The organism is Pseudomonas sp. 3-2 (assembly GCF_019710535.1).
Lineage (GTDB): Bacteria > Pseudomonadota > Gammaproteobacteria > Pseudomonadales > Pseudomonadaceae > Aquipseudomonas > Aquipseudomonas pharyngis.
In genome coordinates this window covers 5,606,574-5,628,311 of record NZ_CP081200.1, presented here as the reverse complement: position 1 = coordinate 5,628,311, position 21,738 = coordinate 5,606,574, and the positions used below count along the sequence as shown (strand labels likewise).

The window sequence follows — 21,738 nt, the reverse complement described above, 5'->3', positions numbered from 1 at the left end:
CCTAGTAGGCATATCGCAACAAGGTGTGTGGCAAGTGTCGCAATACGAAGAAGCCAAACAGAGCGACCAGGGCCGGCAATACCAGCCACCAGACTTTCTGCTGCATTGCACCCAGAGGTGCATGGCGTTGACTGAGCCACAGGCCCGCTGCGCAGACACAGGCGGCGAGCATGGCGCCGGCCAGGACATCCGTTGGCCAGTGCGCGCCCAGATACACCCGTGACAGGGCAATGGCCAGCGCCGGTATGCAGCCGAGCAACAGCCAGGTGAGGCGTAGCCGTGGCGGCTGCCCGCGTCCGGCCAGCACGGCGAGCGCCAGGAACAGCGCGAACGACCCCGAAGCGTGACCACTGGGCATGCTGTAGCTGGTAAGCGGATCAGTCAGTACTTCCGGGCGCACCCGGGCGAAGAACATTTTGGTGCCGGTGTTGGCCAGGGCCGTGACGAGCAGGGTGCCGCCCACGAATATCGCGTGGCGCCACTGTCGGCACAGCAACAGCAACGCAGTCAGCAGGGCGCTGAACAGCAGCATGTTGCGGAATTCACCGATCAGGGTGAAAACCACCGCGACTTCATCCAGCGCCGGGCGGCGGTGTTCCTGCACCAGGGCCATGACGCCCTGATCGAGGGCGGTCAGGTACGGGTAGCCGATGAACAGGCCGATCAGGATCAACAGGCTCATGCTGCTGATCCAGAGCGTCGCCCGGCGATGACGACGTAAGCTGCTGTTGGCACTCAGGCCGACCATCACCGCGATGCTGCCGGCAACGATCCCGGCCTGCAGCCAGAAGCCTTCCGGCAGTGGCAGCCGAATCGCCGCTCCGGTGGCCCAGCCCGGCAGCAGGTACGCGAGGCTCCAGCCGGCGGCGGCCAACAGACTTACGGCCGCAAAGCGCGGGAAGGGCATGTCGCACATCCCGGCGACCATCGGCAACATCGGCCGCAACGGCCCGATGAAGCGTCCGACCAGCAGGCTGGCAATGCCATAGCGCTGGAAATAGGTTTCCGCGCCGGCCATCCATTCCGGGTGATGGCGCAGGCCTGGCAGACGCCGGATGTTCTGGTGGAAGTGGCGGCCGAGGAAATACGAAATCACATCACCGAGGATCCCGCCAAGGAAACCCAGCAACAGGGTTTCACTCAACGACAGCGCTCCGCTGCCGGCCAGCACCGCCACCGCAAACAGCAATACCGTGCCGGGCACGATCAACCCGGCAATCGCCAGGCATTCCACGCAGGCCACGATGAACACAGCGGCGGCCAGCCACTGCGGATTGGCGGCCAGCCACCCGGTCACGCTATCGAGCCATGGGCCCATACAAACCACTCCATTTCATTGATGTCCCTGAACGGCGAGCCGCAGGGTGTGCATTCACAGCAGAAAATAATCGCGACCTTCGACCTGACCCCGGCGCAGCGGGTTCCGCGTGCACCACTGGGCATAGGCGGCATCGACGAAGCGATACATCAGGTGTTCGTCGCGGCCATGGGGAATGCCCAGGCGGGTGGTCTGAATTATGTGGGTCGGCGCAGGGCCGGTGTCTTCCACCAGCAGAATGTCGTGGTCGAAGCGCTTGGCATCCCACACCGGCACTTTCAGTCCCAGCGCCTTGCACAGAAGCGTCTGCCCGGCACACAGTTTCTGTGACGGGCGCGGTCGCCACTGGGCATCTGGGTTGTTCAGCAGCATCTGCGCCAGGCTGGCCGGGCCGCTGATCTCGTCGACCCACGGATAGGCCGATTTGATCAGCACCGCATTGCCAGGGCCCTGCGCGCTGAAGTTCAGCGAATCGCCGCCCCGGGCGTAATACATATAGATGTGGCCGCCATCCAGAAACAAAGCCTTACGCTTTTCTGTGTAGCCGAGGGACGCGTGGCTGCCTTTTTCTTCGCAGTAATACGCTTCGGTTTCGATGATCCGGGCGCTGAGCCATAAATCGCCGACCCGATGGCGAATGACTTTGCCGAGCAGATCCTTGGCCAGCGTCTGGGCGTCACGGTCGAAAAAAGCGTCCGCGAGGCCGACGGGCTGGCGCGCGGAGGGGGCGCGAACGGTCAGGTTGGACATGGCAAACACTGGTTATCCAGGCGAAGGAGGTCGTGATGATAACAATTCGCGGCTTAATCCCGGCTGAACGTCGGCAAATCGCCGTCCATTTCGACCATCCGCCCGTCACCGCTGTTAGTCCCGGGACGCGGCAGCTATAATCTGCCGCTTTCCTCTTTGCCAAGACCCCAGCAGACCATGACTGAGTCCGTTCTTGACTACATGACCCGATTGGGTCGCGCCGCCCGCGAAGCCTCCCGCGTCATCGGCCGTGCCAGCACCGCGCAGAAAAACCGCGCCCTGCTGGCCGCCGCCAATGCCCTGGACGCCGCCCGCGCCGAGCTTGCGGCAGCCAATGAACAGGATCTGGCCGCCGGTCGCGCCAACGGTCTGGAGCCGGCACTGCTGGAACGTCTGGAACTGACCCCGGCACGCATCGACGGCATGATCGTCGGCCTGCGTCAGGTCGCAGCGCTGCCGGATCCGGTCGGTGCAATCCGCGACATGAGCTTCCGTCCGTCGGGCATTCAGGTCGGCAAGATGCGTGTCCCGCTGGGCGTGATCGGGATCATCTACGAATCCCGTCCCAACGTGACCATCGATGCCGCGAGCCTGTGCCTGAAGTCCGGCAACGCGACGATCCTGCGCGGCGGTTCCGAAGCGATTCATTCCAACCGCGCGATTGCCGCCTGCATCCAGCGCGGTCTGGCCGAAGCCGAACTGCCGGCCGCCGTGGTGCAAGTGGTGGAAACCACCGACCGCGCCGCCGTTGGCGCGCTGATCACCATGCCCGAATACGTCGACGTGATCGTACCGCGCGGTGGCCGTGGCCTGATCGAGCGCATCAGCCGTGACGCCCGAGTGCCGGTGATCAAGCACCTGGACGGCATATGCCACGTCTATGTCAGCGAACACGCCGACCTGCCGAAAGCCCAGCGCATTGCCTTCAATGCCAAGACCTATCGCTATGGCATCTGCGGTGCGATGGAAACGTTGTTGGTCGATCAAAGTGTTGCGAAGGATTTCCTGCCGTCGATGGCGAAGCAGTTCCGCGAAAAAGGTGTCGAGCTGCGCGGTTGCGAACGCACCCGGGCGTTCATCGAAGCCGTAGCGGCGACCGAAGAAGACTGGAGCACCGAATACCTGGCGCCGATCCTGTCGATCCGCGTGGTGGATGGCCTGGATCAGGCCATCGAGCACATCAACCGTTTCGGCTCCCATCACACCGACGCGATCGTCAGCGAAAACCTCGCCGACACCCGCCAGTTCGTGGCTCAGGTCGACTCGGCGTCGGTGATGATCAACACCCCGACCTGCTTCGCCGACGGATTCGAATACGGATTGGGTGCCGAGATCGGCATTTCTACTGATAAGCTGCACGCCCGTGGCCCGGTGGGCCTGGAAGGACTGACCTGCGAGAAGTACATCGTGGTCGGTGATGGCCAGTTGCGCGGCCAGGCGACGGTCTGACTTGTCCGACCTCGACCTGAAAGCGCCGAAGCCCGGCAAGAAGTCCCGTCCCCGGCGCATCGGCGTACTGGGCGGGACGTTCGACCCGGTGCATGTCGGCCATTTGCGCGGTGCGCTGGAAGTTGCCGAAGCGCTGGGGCTCGATGAGCTGCGCATGATGCCCAGCGCCCGGCCGCCGCACCGTGATACGCCGCAGGTGTCGGCGCAGGACCGGCTGGCGATGGTTGAATGTGCGGTGGCCGGTGTGCCGCCGCTGGTGGTGGACGCCCGTGAGTTGCAGCGGGACAAACCGTCCTGGACCATCGATACCCTGGAGTCGCTGCGTGCCGAAATGGCCGCCGAGACCCAGGTTTTTCTGCTTCTGGGCTGGGACGCATTTTGCGGCCTGCCCACTTGGCACCGCTGGGATGAGTTGCTCCAGCATTGCCACATCCTGGTGCTACAGCGCCCGGACGCCGACAGCGAACCGCCGGATGCCTTGCGCAACCTGCTGGCAGCGCGTTCGGTGAGCGACCCGTTGGCCCTCAAAGGGCCGAGCGGACAGATTGCATTCGTCTGGCAGACACCGCTCGCGGTTTCCGCCACCCAGATCCGTCAACTGCTGGCCAGCGGTAAGTCGGTACGTTTCCTGGTGCCCGACGCGGTCCTGGCCTACATCGATGCGCACGGTCTGTATCGTGCGTCGAACTGAACAAGGCGTGCTTCACTGATACGAATCCACGTGTCGCCAAGCCGCCGAAAATATGAGCAAAACGAGTTTTATATGACTGACAAAGACCAAACCAAAGTAAAGCGCAAAGGCACATTCAAGAGCGCCCCGCTGCCAGAACCGGTCAACACCAACGAACCGCTGAAGGGCGACGAGCTGGTCAAGGTGGCCGTGGCAGCCCTGGAAGACGTCAAGGCCCAGGACATCCAGATCATTGATGTGCGCGACAAGCAGAGCATCACCGACTACATGATCATCGCCACCGGTACCTCCAACCGCCAGATCAACGCGATGCTGGACAAGGTTCGCGAAGAAGTGAAAAAGCAGGGCGCCAGGCCGCTGGGCGAAGAAGGCAAGGGCGACAGCGACTGGGTGCTGCTGGACCTGGACCTGGTGATCGTGCACATGATGACTGCCTCGGCACGTCAGTTCTACGACCTGGAACGCCTGTGGGCCGGTGCCGAGCAGAGCCGTGCGGCGGACGCCAAGCACCACAGCCCGGAAAACACCCACGAGCATTTCACCAAGCTCAACAAAGACCAGCTGTAGGGGATTGCTGTGCGACTGCGACTGATCGCCGTCGGTTCACGCATGCCCAAGTGGGTGGAAGAAGGCTGGCATGAGTATGCCAAGCGTCTTCCGTCCGAGCTGGCGCTGGAACTGGTGGAAATTCCGCTCAATACCCGTGGCAAGAACGCCGACGTGGCCCGCTTTATCCGTCAGGAAGGCGAAGCCATGCTGGCCAAGGTCGGGCAGAACGAGCGGATCGTCACCCTCGAGGTTCATGGCAAGCCGTGGAGCACCGAGCAACTGGCGGTCGAACTCGATCGCTGGCGCCTGGACTCGCGCACGGTCAACTTCATGGTCGGTGGCCCGGAAGGGTTGGCGCCGGAAGTCTGTGCCCGCGCGGATCAGCGCTGGTCGTTGTCGCCGCTGACGCTGCCGCACCCGCTGGTGCGCATCCTCATCGGCGAGCAGTTGTATCGTGCCTGGACCGTGCTGTCCGGCCACCCTTACCACAAGTAACCCGCCCTCATGTCTCAGCCGATCCGCATCAAGGACCACGAAAAAGACGCCCGTCTGGTGCGTGGTCGCGTCGTGTTCGGCGCAATTGCGGTGGTGGCGCTGATCTGCGTGCTGATTGCACGGCTGTATTACTTGCAGGTGATTCAGTACGAATATCACTCGACCCTGTCGGAAAACAATCGGGTTCACGTTCAGCCGATCCCGCCGACCCGTGGCCTGATTTTCGACCGCAACGGCGTGGTGGTGGCGGACAACCGTCCGAGCTTCAGCCTGAGCATGACCCGCGAGCGCTCCGGCGACTGGCAGCAGGTGCTCGACGTGATCGTCGAGGTGCTGGAGCTGACGCCGGAAGACCGGGTGATCTTCGAGAAACGCATGCGCCAGGGCCGCCGGCCGTTCGAGCCGGTGCCGATCCTGTTCGAACTGACCGAAGAGCAGATCGCCCGGATCGCGGTGAACCAGTTCCGTCTGCCGGGTGTCGAGGTGGTCGCGCAGTTGGTGCGTCATTACCCGCAGGGCGCGCATTTCGCGCACTCGGTGGGTTACATGGGGCGGATCAACGAGAAAGAGCTGAAGACCCTCGATCCGGTCAACTACAGCGGTACCCACCACATCGGCAAGACCGGCATCGAGCGCTTTTACGAAGCCGAGCTGCACGGTCAGGTGGGTTACGAAGAGGTCGAGACCAACGCCCGTGGCCGCGTCCTGCGCGTGCTCAAGCGGACCGATCCGGTGCCGGGCAAGGACATTGTCCTGAGCCTCGACATCAAATTGCAGGAAGCCGCCGAGGCTGCGCTGGGCGGCCGGCGTGGCGCGGTGGTGGCGCTCGATCCGAAAACCGGCGAAGTGCTGGCGATGGTCAGTCAGCCGAGCTTCGACCCGAACCTGTTCGTCACCGGCATCAGCTTCAAGGCTTACGCCGAGCTGCGCGATTCGATCGACCGGCCGCTGTTCAACCGCGTGCTGCGCGGTCTGTACCCGCCGGGCTCGACGATCAAGCCGGCGGTGGCGATTGCCGGTCTCGATGCGGGTGTGGTGACGGCGTCGAGCCGGGTGTTCGACCCCGGTTACTACATGCTGCCCAACTACGATCACAAGTACCGCAACTGGAACCGCACCGGGGACGGCTTCGTCGACCTCGACACGGCGATCATGCGGTCCAACGACACCTACTTCTATGATCTGGCGCACAAGCTGGGCATCGATCGGTTGTCGGCCTATATGAACAAGTTCGGCATCGGCCAGAAGGTCTCGCTGGACATGTTCGAAGAGTCCCCCGGCCTGATGCCGTCCCGCGAGTGGAAACGCGCGACCCGGCGTCAGGCGTGGTTCCCCGGCGAAACCCTGATTCTCGGGATCGGCCAGGGCTACATGCAATCGACCCCGCTGCAACTGGCCCAGGCCACGGCGCTGGTGGCCAACAAGGGCGTGTGGAATCGCCCGCACCTGGCCAGGACTATCGAAGGCGAGAAGCCCAAGGATGAAAATCCGATGCCGGACATCATCCTTCGCGATCCTTCGGACTGGAACAAGGTCAACCACGGCATGCAGCAGGTGATGCACGGTGCCCGTGGCACCGCGCGCAAGGCCTCGATCGGCGCGCAATACCGGATCGCCGGCAAGTCGGGTACGGCACAGGTCGTGGCGATCAAGCAAGGCGAGAAGTACGACCGCTCCAAGGTTCAGGAGCGCCACCGTGACCACGCCCTGTTCGTCGGTTTCGCGCCGGCGGATGACCCGAAAATCGTGGTGTCGGTGATGGTCGAGAACGGTGAGTCCGGTTCCGGCGTCGCGGCACCGGTGGTGCGCCAGGTCATGGATGCCTGGCTGCTGGATCAGGACGGACGGTTGAAGGCCGAATACGCCAGCCCTATCAGTGCGGAGGCTACGGCCCGTGATGAATAATTTCGATCGCATGCTCTCCAGCGAGGATGTGATGCGTCGCCGGGCGACGCTGCTGCAACGTTTGCATATCGACGGCCCGTTGCTGGTGCTGTTGTTGATCCTGGCCGCCGGCAGCCTGTTCGTGCTGTATTCGGCCAGCGGCAAGAGCTGGGACCTGCTGGCCAAACAGGCCACGTCGTTCGGCATCGGTCTGGTGTCGATGATCGTCATCGCCCAGTTCGAGCCAAGGTTCATGGCGCGCTGGGTGCCGCTCGGCTACGTGATCGGGGTGGTATTGCTGATGGTGGTGGACATCATGGGCCACAACGCCATGGGCGCGACCCGCTGGATCAACATTCCCGGGGTGATCCGCTTCCAGCCCTCGGAATTCATGAAGATCCTGATGCCGGCGACCATCGCCTGGTACCTGTCCAAGCGCACGCTGCCGCCGCAGCTCAAGCACGTGGGCATCAGTCTGCTGCTGATCGGCGTGCCGTTTGCCCTGATCGTGCGTCAGCCGGATCTGGGCACTTCACTGCTGATTCTGGCCGGCGGCGCCTTCGTATTGTTCATGGGCGGGCTGCGCTGGCGCTGGATTCTCAGCGTACTGGCGGCGGCGATTCCGGTGTCGGTGGCGATGTGGTTCTTCATCATGCACGACTACCAGAAGCAACGGATTCTGACGTTCCTCGACCCGGAGAGCGATCCGCTGGGCACCGGCTGGAACATCATTCAGTCGAAAGCCGCCATCGGTTCCGGCGGTGTATTCGGCAAGGGCTGGCTGCTGGGCACCCAGTCGCACCTGGACTTCCTGCCGGAAAGCCACACCGACTTCATCATCGCGGTGCTCGGCGAAGAGTTCGGGCTGGTGGGCATCTGCGCACTGTTGCTGATCTATCTGCTGCTGATCGGCCGCGGCCTGGTGATTACCGCCCAGGCGCAGACGCTGTTCGGCAAATTGCTCGCCGGTGCTCTGACCATGACGTTTTTTGTTTACGTTTTCGTCAACATCGGTATGGTCAGTGGCCTGTTGCCGGTGGTGGGGGTGCCGTTGCCGTTCATTAGCTATGGCGGAACTTCGCTGGTGACGCTGCTGTCAGCGTTTGGGGTTTTGATGTCGATCCATACCCATCGCAAGTGGATCGCACAGGTTTGAATAAGGTGAAGAGTTCAATGCAAGTAATGCGTGACTGGGCGACACGATACGCACCGTGGCTCGGCCTGGTAGGCATCCTTGGCAGCGCGCAGGAAGCGTTGGCCGGCGATTACGAAGGCTCGCCCCAGGTGGCCGAATTCGTCGGTGAAATGACCCGCGACTACGGTTTTGCCGGCGAACAGCTGATGGCCGTGTTCCGCGAAGCCCAGCGCAAGCAGGCGATTCTCGACGCCATTTCCAAACCCGCCGAACGGGTCAAGCAGTGGAAAGAATACCGGCCGATGTTCATCACCGACGCGCGCATCGCCCGCGGTGTGGACTTCTGGCGCCAGCACGAGGCCACCCTGGCCCGCGCCGAGCACGAATACGGTGTTCCAGCCCAGGTGATCGTGTCGATCATCGGCGTTGAGACCTTTTTCGGACGTAATACCGGCAATTACCGGGTGATCGATGCCTTGTCCACGCTGGGTTTCGACTATCCTCCCCGTGCCGAATTTTTCCGCAAGGAGCTGCGTGAGTTCCTGCTGCTGGCGCGGGAAGAGCAGGTCGACCCGCTGACCCTCAAGGGTTCCTATGCCGGGGCGATGGGTTTGCCGCAGTTCATGCCGAGCAGTTTTCGCGCCTACGCGGTGGATTTCGACGGCGACGGCCACATCAATATCTGGAACAACCCGGATGATGCGATCGGCAGCGTCGCCAGCTATTTCAAGCGTCACGGCTGGGTCGCCGGTGAACCGGTAGTCAGCCGCGCGGATGTCCGTGGCGAGCAGGTGGATGAAGGCCTTACCACCGGCATCGAGCCGACGAAAACCGTCGGGGAGTTGCGAGCGCTGGGCTGGTCGAGTCATGATGCGCTGCGCGATGACATGCCGGTCACCGCATTCCGCCTGGAAGGCGACAACGGCCCGGAATACTGGATGGGCCTGAAGAATTTCTACGCGATCACGCGTTATAACCGCAGCGTGATGTACGCCATGGCCGTACATCAACTGTCTGAACAGCTGGTACAAGCACGGGGCGTCAAGTAATGCGGGCATTGCCTATCAATAAACCCCTGAAGCTGGTGGCCTTTGCTGCATTGGCGGTACTGGTCGCCAGTTGTTCGACCAGTCGTTCGCCGACCCAGAAGCCGACCACCGCCGTACGTTCGCAGCCGGGCCTGGACATCAACCGGGCCCACAAGGACGGCGCGCCGTGGTGGGACGTCGACGTATCGCGCATCCCGGACGCCACGCCGACCCTGCACACCGGCCCGTACAAGGCCAACCCGTACACCGTGCTGGGCAAGACCTACTTCCCGTTGCAGGAATCCAAGACTTACGTGGCCTCCGGCACTGCGTCCTGGTACGGCACCAAGTTCCACGGTCAGAACACCGCCAACGGGGAGGTCTACGACCTGTACGGCATGAGTGCCGCCCACAAGACATTACCGCTGCCGAGTTACGTTCGGGTGACCAACCTGGACAACAACAAGAGCGTGATTCTGCGGGTCAATGACCGCGGGCCGTTCTACTCGGACCGGATCATCGACCTGTCCTACGCCGCCGCGAAAAAACTCGGTTATGCCGAAATCGGCACCGCGCGGGTCAAGGTCGAAGGCATCGACCCGCAGCAATGGTGGGCCGCCAAGGGCCGTCCGGCGCCTTTGATGCTCAACGAGCCGCAAGTCGCGCAGAATAGCGCCCCGGTGATCACGGCCTCGGCCGGCACCGTCGAGCAATGGACTCCGCCGCCGCAGCAGCACGCCGCGGCCGTCGTGCCAGTCCAGCTCGATGCAAAAAAAAACGCTTCTGCACCAGCGTCTGGCCAGTATCTGCAGGTGGGCGCGTTCGCCAACCCGGACGCTGCAGAACTCCTGAGGTCGAAGCTCAGCGGGATGGTGAGCGCTCCGGTGTTCATCAGCTCGATCGTGCGCAATCAGCAGACCCTGCACCGGGTTCGCCTGGGGCCGATCGGTTCGCCGGGTGAAATTGCCCAGGTACAGAACAGCGTGCGCCTGGCCAACCTCGGTTCGCCAAGTGTGGTCACCGAGTAAACGTAGGACTTGATTGACGGTTCACCAGCGATTGGGGGGTGAACCAGGTTGTTGGCTCGTCGAAGAACAAAAGCCCGGCAAGGGTGACTGGAGTGAGCAACTGAACACGCGATGCTCGTAGGGTTTGCTCGAAAGCTCGCCGAGCGGCGATCAGGCAAGGCAAAAACAGGTGAGGAAGCGGAGTGTAGGGGACCTACATGAGCATTCCGAATCTGTTTTTAACGCAGCATGATCGTCGCGCAGGCAGGTTTCGGGCAAAGCCTGAAAGACATCTGATTAAATTTTGTCCGCCAGGACAGTTTCCATTAGCGATTTCGAGAGACGGATGAACATCACCACCTTTGCCAAACGCCTGTGTCTGCTAGTCCCGCTGCTCCTCTCGCCTGCCGCGTTCGCGGCCGAGATGATGCCGTCGCCACCACAACTGGCCGCCAAATCCTACGTGCTCATGGATGCCAACAGCGGCAACGTGCTGGTGGAGAACAACGGTGACCAGCGTCTGCCGCCGGCCAGCTTGACCAAACTGATGACCGCGTACATCGCCACGCTGGAAATCCGTCGCGGCCAGATCGGTGAAAACGACCCGGTGACCGTCAGCGAAAACGCCTGGCGCACCGGCGGTTCGCGGATGTTCATCAAGGTCGGCTCGCAGGTCACTGTCAGCGACCTGCTGCACGGCATCATCATCCAGTCCGGCAACGACGCCAGCGTCGCGGTGGCTGAACACATCGCGGGTAGCGAAGACGCCTTCGCCGACTTGATGAACAAGACCGTCGCCGATCTGGGCATGACCAATACCCACTTCATGAACCCGACCGGTCTGCCGAACCCCGAGCACTACTCGTCGGCTCACGACATGGCGATCCTGGCGCGCGCGATCATCCACGAAGATCCGGCTCACTACGCGATCTACTCGCAGAAAGAGTTCTTCTGGAACGGCATCAAACAGCCTAACCGCAACCTGCTGCTGTGGCGCGACAAGACCGTTGACGGTCTGAAAACCGGCCACACCGACGAAGCCGGCTACTGCATGGTGTCCTCGGCCGTACGTGATGGCATGCGCCTGATCGCCGTGGTGTTCGGCACCAACAGCGAAGTGGCTCGCGCCGCCGAGACCCAGAAGCTGCTGACCTACGGTTTCCGCTTCTTCGAAACCCAGACCTTCTACCAGAAGGGCACCGAACTGGCTCAGGCCCCGGTGTGGAAAGGCACTACCAGCCAGGTCAAGGCCGGCCTGGCACAAGACCTGACCATGACCCTGCCGAAAGGCCAGCTGAAGAAGCTCGCTGCCAGCATGACCATGAACCCGCAACTGACCGCGCCAATCGCCAAGGGCGACGTGATCGGTAAAGTCGAAGTGAAACTGGACGACAAGGTGGTGCACAGCGCCGACCTGATCGCCCTGGACGCTGTCGAGGAGGGTGGTATCTTCCGCCGCATGTGGGATAGCATCCGTCTATTCTTCTACGGCTTGTTCAACTGATTTGAGTTGACCTGCATGGCCCCGTTCCGATCCGGAGCGGGGCCTTGTTCGTTACCGGGCTTACGCTTACGAGGCCGTTACGCCATGACCGATACCGAAGTAAAGGCGCCAAAGATCGAATTTCCCCAGGTTGATTATCCGGTTAAGGTGATCAGCGATACGGGGGTTGGCCACAAAGACAAGATCATCGAAATCGTGAAGAAATTCGCGAAGATCAACGATGAGCGTGTCGACGAGCGTTCGAGCAGCAACGGCAAATACACCACCATTCAGTTGCACATCGTCGCGACCGATCAGGATCAGCTGTACAACATCAACAGCGAACTGCGGGCTACCGGTTTCGTGCACATGGTGCTGTGATGCCGGGCACGCTGGGCTTTCGCGAGCTTGGCCAGATGGCTTACGAGCCGGTCTGGCAGGCCATGCAACGTTTTACCAACGAGCGTGGCACCACGGCCCCGGACGAAATCTGGCTGGTGGAACACCCGCCGGTGTTCACCCAGGGCCAGGCCGGCAAGGCCGAGCACCTGTTGCTGCCGGGGGATATTCCGGTGGTGCAGGTCGACCGCGGCGGTCAGGTGACCTACCATGGCCCAGGCCAGTTGGTGGCCTATCTGCTGCTGGATGTGCGCCGACTCGGTTTCGGCGTGCGCGATCTGGTCAGCCGCATGGAGCGCTGCCTGATCGAACTGCTGGCCAGCTACGGCGTGACCGCCGTGGCCAAGCCGGATGCTCCCGGCGTCTACGTCGACGGAGCGAAGATCGCTTCTCTGGGTTTGCGGATTCGCCACGGTTGCTCCTTTCATGGCCTGGCCCTGAACGTGGACATGAACCTGGAACCGTTTCGACGGATTAATCCCTGCGGCTATGCCGGGCTGGCGATGACCCAGCTGAGCGAGCACGCAGGATCGATTGAATTTGCCGAGGTAAGTGCCCGGCTGCGCGCGCAGCTCGTCAAACACCTCGACTATGCTGAGCAGACGACCCTGACGGGCGGAATCGACTGATATGACTACTGATGCAGTGCAAACCATGATCCCGACGCTCGACGTGACCGAGCGCCCGGCCCCGCGTCCCAAGGTTGAAGCCGGCGTCAAGCTGCGCGGCGCCGAGAAGGTTGCACGCATCCCGGTGAAGATCATTCCGACCACCGAACTGCCGAAGAAACCCGACTGGATCCGCGTGCGCATCCCGGTTTCGCCGGAAGTCGACCGCATCAAGAGCCTGCTGCGCAAGCACAAGCTGCACAGCGTCTGCGAAGAAGCATCCTGCCCGAACCTGGGCGAGTGCTTCTCCGGCGGCACCGCGACCTTCATGATCATGGGTGACATCTGCACCCGTCGTTGCCCGTTCTGCGACGTTGGCCACGGTCGTCCGAAGCCACTGGACGTCAACGAGCCGGAAAGCCTGGCCATCGCCATCGCCGATCTGAAGCTCAAGTACGTGGTGATCACCTCGGTTGACCGCGACGACCTGCGTGACGGCGGTGCCCAGCACTTTGCCGACTGCATCCGCGAAATCCGCAAACTGTCGCCGAACGTGCAGCTCGAGACCCTGGTCCCGGACTACCGTGGCCGCATGGACATCGCCCTGGAAATCACCGCTGCCGAGCCGCCGGATGTGTTCAACCACAACCTGGAAACCGTACCGCGCCTGTACAAGGCTGCGCGTCCGGGTTCGGATTACCAGTGGTCGCTGACCCTGCTGCAACGCTTCAAGCAGATGATGCCGCACATCCCGACCAAATCCGGCCTGATGCTGGGCCTGGGCGAGACCGACGACGAAGTCATCGAAGTCATGAAGCGCATGCGCGAACACGACATCGACATGCTGACCCTGGGCCAGTATCTGCAACCGTCCCGCAGCCACTTGCCGGTGCAGCGTTTCGTGCACCCGGACACCTTCGCCTGGTTCGCCGAGGAAGGTTACAAGATGGGCTTCAAGAACGTCGCGTCCGGCCCGTTGGTGCGTTCTTCGTACCACGCTGACGAGCAAGCGAAACTGGTCAAGGCCGAGCTGCTCGGCTCCTGATTCAGCGCTGAATGAAAGAATGCCCGCCGGGGTTTATCGCCCGGCGGGCATTTTTTTGCCCGGCCTACACTCGTTACTGACTTTTCCCGCAATCTGCGGCGCAGCTGAGACTCTTCTGTTTGTCGCCGTTCCTGACTACTGTGTGAGCATGACTTCACACAGGGAGATCCATGGATGACCGTTCGACCGACCCACACCCTTTTTCCGCACAAGCCTGTGCCCGCACTGCCGTCGGAAGGGCTGATCGGCGTCATTGCGCCCGCCGGCCCCGGCACGCTGGATACCGAAAAGGCCGTTCAGTGGATGCGCGCCCGGGGTTACGGTTTACGGGTGTTCCCGGGCGTCTATGAAAAGGACGGTTATCTGGCCGGCAGCGACGAGGTGCGGCTCAACGATCTGCACGCGGCGTTCGCTGACGAAGAGGTCGATGCGATCATTTGCCTGCGCGGTGGTTACGGCACGCCACGGTTGCTGGATCGGATCGATTACGACCTGCTGAGCCGCCATGCCAAGCCCTTCGTCGGTTACAGCGACATCACCGCACTGCATCTGGCCATCAGTCGCTACGCCGGGTTCGTGACCTTTCACGGGCCGCTGTTGAATGCCGATCTGCTGGGTGACAAGGAGCCGCCGACGGTAACGTCGTTCTTCGCCATGCTGCGCGGTCAGTTGAAGGCCGGCAGTGTACTGAGTCATCCGGCGGCTTATCCGTTGACCACCGTGGAGCCCGGCATTGCCCACGGGCGTTTGCAGGGCGGTAATCTGGCAATGATCGCCTCGACTCTTGGCACGCCTTACGAAATCGATGTCGAAGGGGTGATTCTGCTCATCGAGGACATCAACGAGCCGCTGTACCGGATCGACCGCTTGCTGACCCAGATGCGTCTGGCGGGCAAATTGGCCCGATTGCGTGGGGTGCTGGTCGGGGACGTGGCGGGCGTGGATGTCGAGGCCTTGAACCGCTTGCTCAAACAGACCTTTGAACCCCTGCGGATTCCGGTGCTGTCCGGCTGGCGCAGCGGGCACTGCGATCCGAACCTGACGTTGCCGCTGGGGGCGTTGGTTCGACTGGATGCGGGCAAGAAGGAGTTGATGCTGGAACAGGATGTGGTGATCAAGGCGTAGAGACTGATCGCCTGATAGTCAGTCATCGCGGGCAAGCCCGCGATGCTTTTTACTGGTTACGCAGGCTTTCCAGCAGCTTGTGCGTCGGATAACCATCCGCCGGCCAGCCAAATGACTGCTGCGCAGCGCGAATCGCCTTGCGCGTATTGGCACCGATGATCCCGTCGGCGGTGCCTGCGTCGTAGTTGCGCGCGGTCAGCAGGTTTTGCAGTTCGATCCGCTCGGTGCGGCTCAACGGCAGGTCGTCTTTTGGCCAGGTGCCATTGATCAGGCCGGCGCCGTTGAAGCGCTCGGACAACAGGCTGACGGCCAGTGCGTAGGACGACGAATTGTTGTACTTGAGGATCGCCCGGAAGTTATCGAGGATCAGGAACGCCGGGCCACGGTAGCCAGCCGGCAGCAGCAGAGCAGCAGACAGTTGCTCGGAGCCGGCCGGCACCTGGCCGCCGTTCGGCAGGGTTACGCCCAATTGCCGCCATTCGGCGACGCTTTTTCGAATAGCGCCGTCGGCCAAGGTGTAGTTGAAACCGCTTGGCAGTTGCACTTCGAAGCCCCACGGCTGGCCACGCTGCCAGCCCGAGCTTTGCAGGTAATGCGCGGTGGAGGCTAATGCGTCAGCCGGGCTGCCCCAGATGTCGCGGCGACCATCGCCGTCAAAGTCCACAGCATGGGTGTTGTAGGTGGTCGGAATGAACTGGGTCTGCCCCATGGCGCCGGCCCACGAGCCAAGCATCTTCTCCGGCGTAATATCACCCTGCTGCAGGATCTGCAGGGCGGCGATCAGCTGTGCATGAGCAAAACCCGGGCGGCGGCCTTCGTAGGCGAGGGTGGCGAGCGAGTTGATCACCGACTTGCTGCCCTGGAACTGGCCGAAGTTGCTTTCCATGCCCCACACCGAGACCAACGCCTGACGGTCAACGCCGTAACGCTGTTCGATGCTCTGCAGAATGTCGGCGTACTGGCTGATCAGTGCCTGGCCTTTGCGCACGCGCAACGGCGACAGTGCGCCATCCAGGTATTCCCAGACCGGCCGGGCGAATTCCGGCTGGCTGCGGTCGGCGCGAATCACGCTGGCATCGAAGCTGACATTGGCGAAGGCACGGTCGAACAGGTCGGCACGAATGCCGGCGGCCAGGGCTTCCTTGCGGAAACCTGCCTGCCATTCGGCAAAGGTCTGGGTCGGTTGCAGGTCGAGGTTATCACCGGACGGCACTACCGGCGGGATAACCGCTGGGGCTGTGGCAACGGGGACGGTCTGAAGCGGTTGAGCGTCAGCGGCGGTGGGTTTTTCCGCGCAGGCGACGAGCAATACGAAGCTGGAGGCAGCGATCAGTTGGCGCAAGGGCCAACGACGGGAAAGACTGAGGGGCATGCACGGGTCCAGGGAATACGAATCAGGTGCAGACCTTAACATGAGGAAGGGGTGCTGCGCTTCAAGCGGCCAGAAAGTAAGAAGCCTCCCAGCTGTCAGACTGGAAGGCTTCGCGGCGGTAGCTGCCTTTACCCTTGGTTGGTCGTTCCTGACGGCTGCGGAACAGGGGTTGGGCGACGATGGATTTGGCCTTGTTGTGGCCATGTTTCGATGGCTTTTTGCTCATGATGATTCTCTCGATTGAGTGAGGTTTTGCGCGGCAGATAATCTGCCGATCTAGAGCGTCTGTCTATAGGACCGACGGCGGGATGTTCTGTAGGAAATGGACTCGGTAAACAACGGGACCGCCGCGCGCGATCCCGGATTTCATTCGGCAGGTAATGTCAGACGCTGACCGGCCATCAGCAGCGCCAACCGGCTCAGGCTCATCCACGGCGAGCCGGCCGCCTGGCCCTTGATTTGTGCATCGATGCGCTGGGCTTCCAGCAACAACTGCGCCCAGCGTTGCGCCGAGTAGCGTTGCAGGGCCTTGCTCATCAGCGGTTTGCGCTTGTCCCAGACCGGCGGCTTGGCCTGACTGAAGCACTTGTCCAGCGGCGTGCCCTGGCTGTATTGCAACGAGATGTTGGCCAGCAGCCGTAACTCCCGAGCCAGGGCCCAGAGGATCACCGGCGGCTCGACCCCTTCACCGCGCAGCCCTTCGAGCATGCGCAGGGCGTGGGCCGGTTCGCCGTTGAGCACTGCATCGGTCAGGCCGAACACGTCGAAACGCGCACTGTCGGCCACGGCCGCCTGTACGGTTTCGATGGTGATCTGTCCGCCCTCGGCCATCAGCTTAAGCTTTTCGATCTCTTGCGCAGCGGCCAGCAGGTTGCCTTCGACCCGCGCGGCAATCAGCTCGACCGCGTCCTGGCTGGCCGACAAGCCGGCCTGGGACAGGCGCTGACGAATCCAGCTCGGCAGCTGGTTGGCGTCCACCGGCCAGATCTGCACGAACTGGGTCTGCTGACCTTCGACCAGCGCCTTGCCCCACTTGGTTTTCTGCGCGCTACCGTCCAGCTTCGGCAGGCTGATCAGCAGCACCGTGTCTTCAGCCGGGCGCGAGCAATATTCGATCAGCGCGGCGGCGCCCTTGTCACCGGGCTTGCCCGAAGGCAGGCGCAGTTCCAGCAGGCGTTTTTCGGCGAACAGCGACATGCTGGCGCCGGCCTGGAGCAATGTCCCCCAATCGAAATTGGCGTCGGCGGCAAACACCTGGCGTTCATCGAATCCTTGCTGGCGGGCAGCGGAGCGGATGGCGTCGGCGGCTTCCTGACACAGCAGCGGGTCATCGCCGCTGATGATGTAGACCGGCGCAAGAGCGCCTTGCAGGTGTTTGCCGAGTTGGGCGGGAGCGAGCTTCATAAGAGAGGGCGAACGGGGCGCCTGAGCGCCCCGAACGTCTTACTGCTGCGGCAGTTCGAGCGGCGACTGGCGCGGGGTTTCCGCTTCAGCCTTCTGTGCCGCTTCGAGGGCGTCGGCTTCTGCCTTGGCCCGTGCGTTGGCGGTTTGCTGCAGAGCGTCAAGCTGTGCCGGTGTCAGCTGTTGCAGACGCAGCATCATGCGCTGTACCAGCTCGCGTTGTGTTTCACGTCGGGCATCGTTGGCTTCCTGGTCGGAACCCACCAGGTTGTTGCCGTCGTGGATGAACACTTTCTGCACTTCAAGCTTGTCGCTCTTGAGCAACAGGTCCTTTTCGCCGCGGATATCGTAGGTCAGCACGGTGCTCACCTGATATTCGCCAGTACGACCGGCGCCCGCGTAGCTGAGGATGCGCTGGCTTTCCTGCTCATCGGACAGGTAAAGCTTGTACGGCGCACCGGAAACGACCTTGACGCCGCTGGCCTCCAGCACCTGACGCAGTTGCGTCACGGTTTCGCCGTAGGCGTTGCGGGCGCTCAGATCGAGCTCCTTGATCGAAAGTTCGTTGGTGCCGGTACCACGCAGCTGGAAACCGCAGGCGCTCAACAGGACGGCGAGGCCCATCACCAGCAGATTGCGTTTGATCATTGTGTTGCTCCCCTTGAAACCATGTGGGCCGACTCTGTGGCCCGAAAGGTTTTACTGGGCGTCAGGCACACCTGACGCCCGATCCAATTAGCTGGCGACGATATTGACCAGTTTCCCGGGCACTACGATCACTTTGCGAATCGTCAGGCCGTCAACGAAACGCAGTACGTTCTCGTTGGCACGGGCTGCCGCTTCGACTTCTTCACGGGTGGCGGCGGCCGGCATTTCGATCTGGCCACGCAGCTTGCCGTTGACCTGGATCACCAGCGTCAGGCTGTCCTGAACGAGTGCGCTTTCATCCACCACTGGCCAGCCGGCGTCGATCACAGGGTCGGCGTGGCCCAGTTGATTCCACAGTTCGTGGCAAATGTGCGGGGTGATCGGAGCCAGCAACAGCGTAACGGCTTCCAGACCTTCCTGAACCAGCGCGCGATCCTGTTCGGTGGATTGTGCTGCTTTTTCCAGCACGTTCATCAGCGTCATCACCTGAGCGATGGCGGTGTTGAATTTGTGATTCTGGCCGACGTCATGGCTGGCCTGCTTGATCGCCTGGTGGATCGCGCGACGAACGGCTTTCTGCTCGTCGTTCAGGCCGGCGATGTCCAGTTTGCCCGGCAGGCCCTGAGTGACGTGGGCCTGAGCCAGACGCCAGACGCGCTTGAGGAAGCGGTGCGAACCTTCAACGCCGGAGTCGGACCACGCGGCGCTCATGTCGGGCGGCGAGGCGAACATCATGAACAGGCGGCAGGTGTCCGCGCCGAACTGGTCGATCATCGATTGAGGGTCGACGCCGTTGTTCTTCGACTTGGCCATTTTCTCGGTGCCGCCGATTTCCACCGGCAGACCGTCGGTTTTCAGTCTGGCGCTGGTGACGTTGCCCTTGCCGTCGCGTTCGAGATCGACGTCCGCCGGGTTGAACCAGGTGTAGGCGCCGTTGGCTTCGCGGCGATAGTAAGTCTCGGCAATCACCATGCCTTGAGTCAGCAGGTTCTTGAACGGCTCGTTGGAGCTCACCAGGCCTTCGTCGCGCATCAGCTTGTGGAAGAAACGCGCGTACAGCAGGTGAAGAATGGCGTGTTCAATGCCGCCGATGTACTGATCCACCGGCAGCCAGTGGTCGGCCGCGGATTTTTCCACCAGACCGCCTTCGAAGTGCGGCGAGGCGTAACGGGCGTAGTACCAGGACGACTCGACGAAGGTGTCCATGGTGTCGGTTTCACGCTTGGCAGGCTGACCGCATTTCGGGCAGGTGCACTCGTAGAACTCGGGCATGCGTGCCAGCGGCGAGCCGGCGCCGTCCGGCACCACGTCTTCCGGCAGGACGACCGGCAGTTGATCTTCCGGCACCGGCACGTCGCCGCAGGCATCGCAGTGGATGATCGGGATCGGGCAGCCCCAGTAGCGCTGACGGCTGATGCCCCAGTCGCGCAGGCGGAACTGGGTGCGCGAGGCGCCGAGGTTTTTCTTGATCAGGGCGACTTCCATGGCGTCGAACGCGCCAGCGAAGTCCAGACCGTCGAATTCGCCGGAGTTGATCAGCGTGCCGTGCTCGCCGTAGGCGTCTTGCCATGGCGCCGGGTTGGTTTCACCGGAGCTGGTGCGCACCACGGATTTGACCGGCAGGTTGTACTTGTGGGCGAATTCGAAATCGCGCTCGTCGTGCGCCGGCACAGCCATGACCGCGCCGTCGCCGTAGTGCATCAGTACATAGTTGGCGACCCACACCGGCAGTTTTTCGCCGGTCAGCGGGTGCTCGACGAACAGGCCGGTCGGCAGGCCTTTCTTCTCTTGAGTGGCGACGTCGGCTTCGGCGACGCTGCCGCCCTTGCATTCGGCGATGAACGCTTGCAGCTCAGGGTTGTTCTTCGCGGCGAGAGCGGCCAGGTGGTGCTCGGCGGCCACGGCAACATAAGTTGCGCCCATCAGGGTGTCCGGACGGGTGGTGAAGACTTTCAGGGTGCCGGTTTCGCCGATCGAGTCGACGTTGTACGGGAACTGCACTTCCATCCCGCGCGACTTGCCGATCCAGTTGCGCTGCATGGTCTTGACCTGCTCAGGCCAGCCGGTCAGTTCGTCGAGGCTCTCCAGCAGCTCATCCGCGTAGGCGGTGATCTTGAAGTAGTACATCGGGATTTCGCGCTTTTCGATCAGCGCGCCGGAACGCCAGCCGCGACCGTCGATCACCTGTTCGTTGGCCAGAACGGTCTGGTCGATCGGGTCCCAGTTCACGGTGCCATTCTTGCGGTAGATCACGCCTTTTTCGAACAGGCGAGTGAACAGCCATTGTTCCCAGCGGTAGTAATCCGGCTTGCAGGTGGTGACTTCCCGCGACCAGTCGACCGCCAGGCCCAGGCTGCGCAGCTGGGATTTCATGTAGGCGATGTTTTCGTAGGTCCACTTGGCCGGGGCCACGTTGTTCTTCATGGCGGCGTTTTCCGCCGGCATGCCGAAGGCGTCCCAACCCATCGGTTGCAGAACGTTCTTGCCGAGCATGCGCTGGTAGCGGGAGATCACGTCGCCGATGGTGTAGTTGCGCACGTGCCCCATGTGTAGCTTGCCGCTGGGGTAAGGGAACATCGACAGGCAGTAGTAGGTTTCCTTGCCTGGCTGTTCACTGACTTCAAAGGACTTTTGCTCGTCCCAGAACGATTGGGCGGCGGCTTCGATTTCACGGGGCTGATATTGTTCGTGCATGGCTACTTTTGTACTGGATAGGGGTGGCCTAATCCTCTTCAATGCGACGTCCCGGGCATGTCGGACGAGCTGGAAGTGGAGTTACAGGAAGCGCCGTAGCATACATGACCGCGCTTGGCCTAGGGAAACCCTGATTGCAGCCGTTTGACCGGCCGAAATCGCGGCGAGGGCCGTTGGTCGCGGCACGCAGCCGGTTTGTGCAGCGAAGCTAAGCTCTAACTGGGGAGTGAGTCTTATCTTCAATGAGGTGAGGGATGGTGGAGTCACAGCAAAAAAACGTTACCAAACCCGAGTTGTACGAGCGGTTGATCGATCGTCTGGGGATGGCCCTGGACGCGGCAAAAACCGCTGGAAGGCTGCGCGACGAGCGCCCCCTGGAGCTGGAATTGCGTGGCTTGAGTCCCGCCGAGTTCAAACTGGTCAAGGCCTATCTGGATCGCAGTGAGCGTGAAACCCACGGATACCTGTCACAAGCAGTGAAACAGCTCGATGCTGCCCATTCGGCCAAGGTCATCTGGCTCAAGGACAAGGCACCCGGCAGAGACGCCGTCAAAGTGCGGACTCTGCAGGCCAAGTAAACGCATGGCAGGTCAAAAAGCGGATCTTTTTCAACGGGATCCGACCCTACTGGTTGTCGTGCTGTATCAACCCACTTAG

21 protein-coding genes are annotated in these 21,738 nt (G+C 62.1%); 14 read left to right on the top strand and 7 right to left on the bottom strand.

The window, feature by feature from the left end:
- Position 1: 1 nt before the first annotated feature.
- A complete protein-coding gene (locus tag K3819_RS25545) occupies positions 2–1,318 on the bottom strand; it encodes a bifunctional DedA family/phosphatase PAP2 family protein (protein WP_221398170.1) in 1,317 nt (438 codons plus the stop codon).
- A 54-nt stretch (positions 1,319–1,372) separates the two neighbouring features.
- The gene (locus K3819_RS25540) at positions 1,373–2,068 is read right to left on the bottom strand and encodes a DNA-3-methyladenine glycosylase (protein WP_221398169.1); all 696 of its coding nucleotides are present in this window, start codon (positions 2,066–2,068) and stop codon (positions 1,373–1,375) included.
- 177 nt (positions 2,069–2,245) lie between these two features.
- On the opposite strand from K3819_RS25540, the gene K3819_RS25535 reads away from it, so the two are divergent.
- The 13 genes from K3819_RS25535 (at position 2,246) to K3819_RS25475 (ending at position 14,966) form a co-directional block, all read left to right on the top strand.
- Positions 2,246–3,517 (top strand): glutamate-5-semialdehyde dehydrogenase, encoded by a 1,272-nt coding sequence (locus K3819_RS25535; RefSeq protein WP_221398168.1) that lies wholly within the window; start codon positions 2,246–2,248, stop codon positions 3,515–3,517.
- Entirely contained in the window at positions 3,486–4,208 is a 723-nt protein-coding gene (gene nadD / locus K3819_RS25530; protein ID WP_085612549.1) for a nicotinate-nucleotide adenylyltransferase, read from the top strand. The genes K3819_RS25535 and nadD overlap by 32 nt, the downstream gene beginning before the upstream one ends.
- 72 nt (positions 4,209–4,280) lie before the next feature.
- Positions 4,281–4,775: a ribosome silencing factor gene (gene rsfS, locus K3819_RS25525; RefSeq protein WP_064382180.1), complete on the top strand. Its 495-nt coding sequence runs from the start codon at positions 4,281–4,283 to the stop codon at positions 4,773–4,775.
- Positions 4,776–4,784: 9 nt separating this feature from the next.
- Positions 4,785–5,252 carry a 23S rRNA (pseudouridine(1915)-N(3))-methyltransferase RlmH gene (gene rlmH, locus K3819_RS25520; protein WP_009051038.1) on the top strand — a complete coding sequence of 156 codons (468 nt, stop codon included), beginning with the start codon at positions 4,785–4,787 and terminating at the stop codon, positions 5,250–5,252.
- A 9-nt stretch (positions 5,253–5,261) separates the two neighbouring features.
- Positions 5,262–7,157 (top strand): penicillin-binding protein 2, encoded by a 1,896-nt coding sequence (gene mrdA, locus K3819_RS25515; RefSeq protein WP_039771860.1) that lies wholly within the window; start codon positions 5,262–5,264, stop codon positions 7,155–7,157.
- Positions 7,158–7,188: 31 nt separating this feature from the next.
- Positions 7,189–8,292, top strand: a complete 1,104-nt coding sequence (rodA, locus tag K3819_RS25510; protein WP_050761190.1) for a rod shape-determining protein RodA — start codon at positions 7,189–7,191, stop codon at positions 8,290–8,292.
- A 17-nt stretch (positions 8,293–8,309) separates the two neighbouring features.
- The gene (gene mltB, locus K3819_RS25505) at positions 8,310–9,320 is read left to right on the top strand and encodes a lytic murein transglycosylase B (RefSeq protein WP_221398167.1); all 1,011 of its coding nucleotides are present in this window, start codon (positions 8,310–8,312) and stop codon (positions 9,318–9,320) included.
- Positions 9,320–10,327, top strand: coding sequence for a septal ring lytic transglycosylase RlpA family protein (locus K3819_RS25500; protein WP_085612550.1), 1,008 nt, complete (start codon positions 9,320–9,322; stop codon positions 10,325–10,327). Before mltB ends, K3819_RS25500 begins: the two co-directional genes overlap by 1 nt.
- Before the next feature lie 325 nt (positions 10,328–10,652).
- Entirely contained in the window at positions 10,653–11,810 is a 1,158-nt protein-coding gene (locus tag K3819_RS25495) for a D-alanyl-D-alanine carboxypeptidase family protein (RefSeq protein ID WP_011336095.1), read from the top strand.
- Positions 11,811–11,894: 84 nt separating this feature from the next.
- Positions 11,895–12,170 carry a DUF493 domain-containing protein gene (locus K3819_RS25490; RefSeq protein WP_008087908.1) on the top strand — a complete coding sequence of 92 codons (276 nt, stop codon included), beginning with the start codon at positions 11,895–11,897 and terminating at the stop codon, positions 12,168–12,170.
- Complete coding sequence (lipB, locus tag K3819_RS25485) at positions 12,170–12,817, top strand: lipoyl(octanoyl) transferase LipB (RefSeq protein ID WP_039771855.1); 648 nt, start codon at positions 12,170–12,172, stop codon at positions 12,815–12,817. The genes K3819_RS25490 and lipB overlap by 1 nt, the downstream gene beginning before the upstream one ends.
- 25 nt (positions 12,818–12,842) lie before the next feature.
- Positions 12,843–13,841 carry a lipoyl synthase gene (lipA, locus tag K3819_RS25480; RefSeq protein WP_162130488.1) on the top strand — a complete coding sequence of 333 codons (999 nt, stop codon included), beginning with the start codon at positions 12,843–12,845 and terminating at the stop codon, positions 13,839–13,841.
- A 174-nt stretch (positions 13,842–14,015) separates the two neighbouring features.
- Positions 14,016–14,966 carry an LD-carboxypeptidase gene (locus K3819_RS25475; protein WP_221398166.1) on the top strand — a complete coding sequence of 317 codons (951 nt, stop codon included), beginning with the start codon at positions 14,016–14,018 and terminating at the stop codon, positions 14,964–14,966.
- Positions 14,967–15,015: 49 nt separating this feature from the next.
- Here the strand turns inward: K3819_RS25475 and K3819_RS25470 are convergent, their stop codons facing one another.
- The 5 genes from K3819_RS25470 to leuS form a co-directional block, all read right to left on the bottom strand.
- The gene (locus K3819_RS25470) at positions 15,016–16,338 is read right to left on the bottom strand and encodes a lytic murein transglycosylase (RefSeq protein WP_221398165.1); all 1,323 of its coding nucleotides are present in this window, start codon (positions 16,336–16,338) and stop codon (positions 15,016–15,018) included.
- Between the two features lie 61 nt (positions 16,339–16,399).
- The gene (gene arfA, locus K3819_RS25465; protein ID WP_007958672.1) at positions 16,400–16,564 is read right to left on the bottom strand and encodes an alternative ribosome rescue factor ArfA; all 165 of its coding nucleotides are present in this window, start codon (positions 16,562–16,564) and stop codon (positions 16,400–16,402) included.
- Positions 16,565–16,704: 140 nt separating this feature from the next.
- Positions 16,705–17,742, bottom strand: a complete 1,038-nt coding sequence (gene holA / locus K3819_RS25460) for a DNA polymerase III subunit delta (RefSeq protein WP_039771848.1) — start codon at positions 17,740–17,742, stop codon at positions 16,705–16,707.
- 39 nt (positions 17,743–17,781) lie between these two features.
- Entirely contained in the window at positions 17,782–18,387 is a 606-nt protein-coding gene (gene lptE, locus K3819_RS25455) for an LPS assembly lipoprotein LptE (RefSeq protein WP_064599662.1), read from the bottom strand.
- Positions 18,388–18,474: 87 nt separating this feature from the next.
- On the bottom strand, positions 18,475–21,081 hold the full coding sequence (gene leuS / locus K3819_RS25450) for a leucine--tRNA ligase (protein ID WP_064599659.1): 2,607 nt from the start codon (positions 21,079–21,081) through the stop codon (positions 18,475–18,477).
- A 254-nt stretch (positions 21,082–21,335) separates the two neighbouring features.
- Here leuS and K3819_RS25445 point away from each other — a divergent pair, with 254 nt between their 5' ends.
- On the top strand, positions 21,336–21,659 hold the full coding sequence (locus K3819_RS25445; protein ID WP_039771843.1) for a hypothetical protein: 324 nt from the start codon (positions 21,336–21,338) through the stop codon (positions 21,657–21,659).
- The last annotated feature ends 79 nt before the right edge of the window (positions 21,660–21,738 follow it).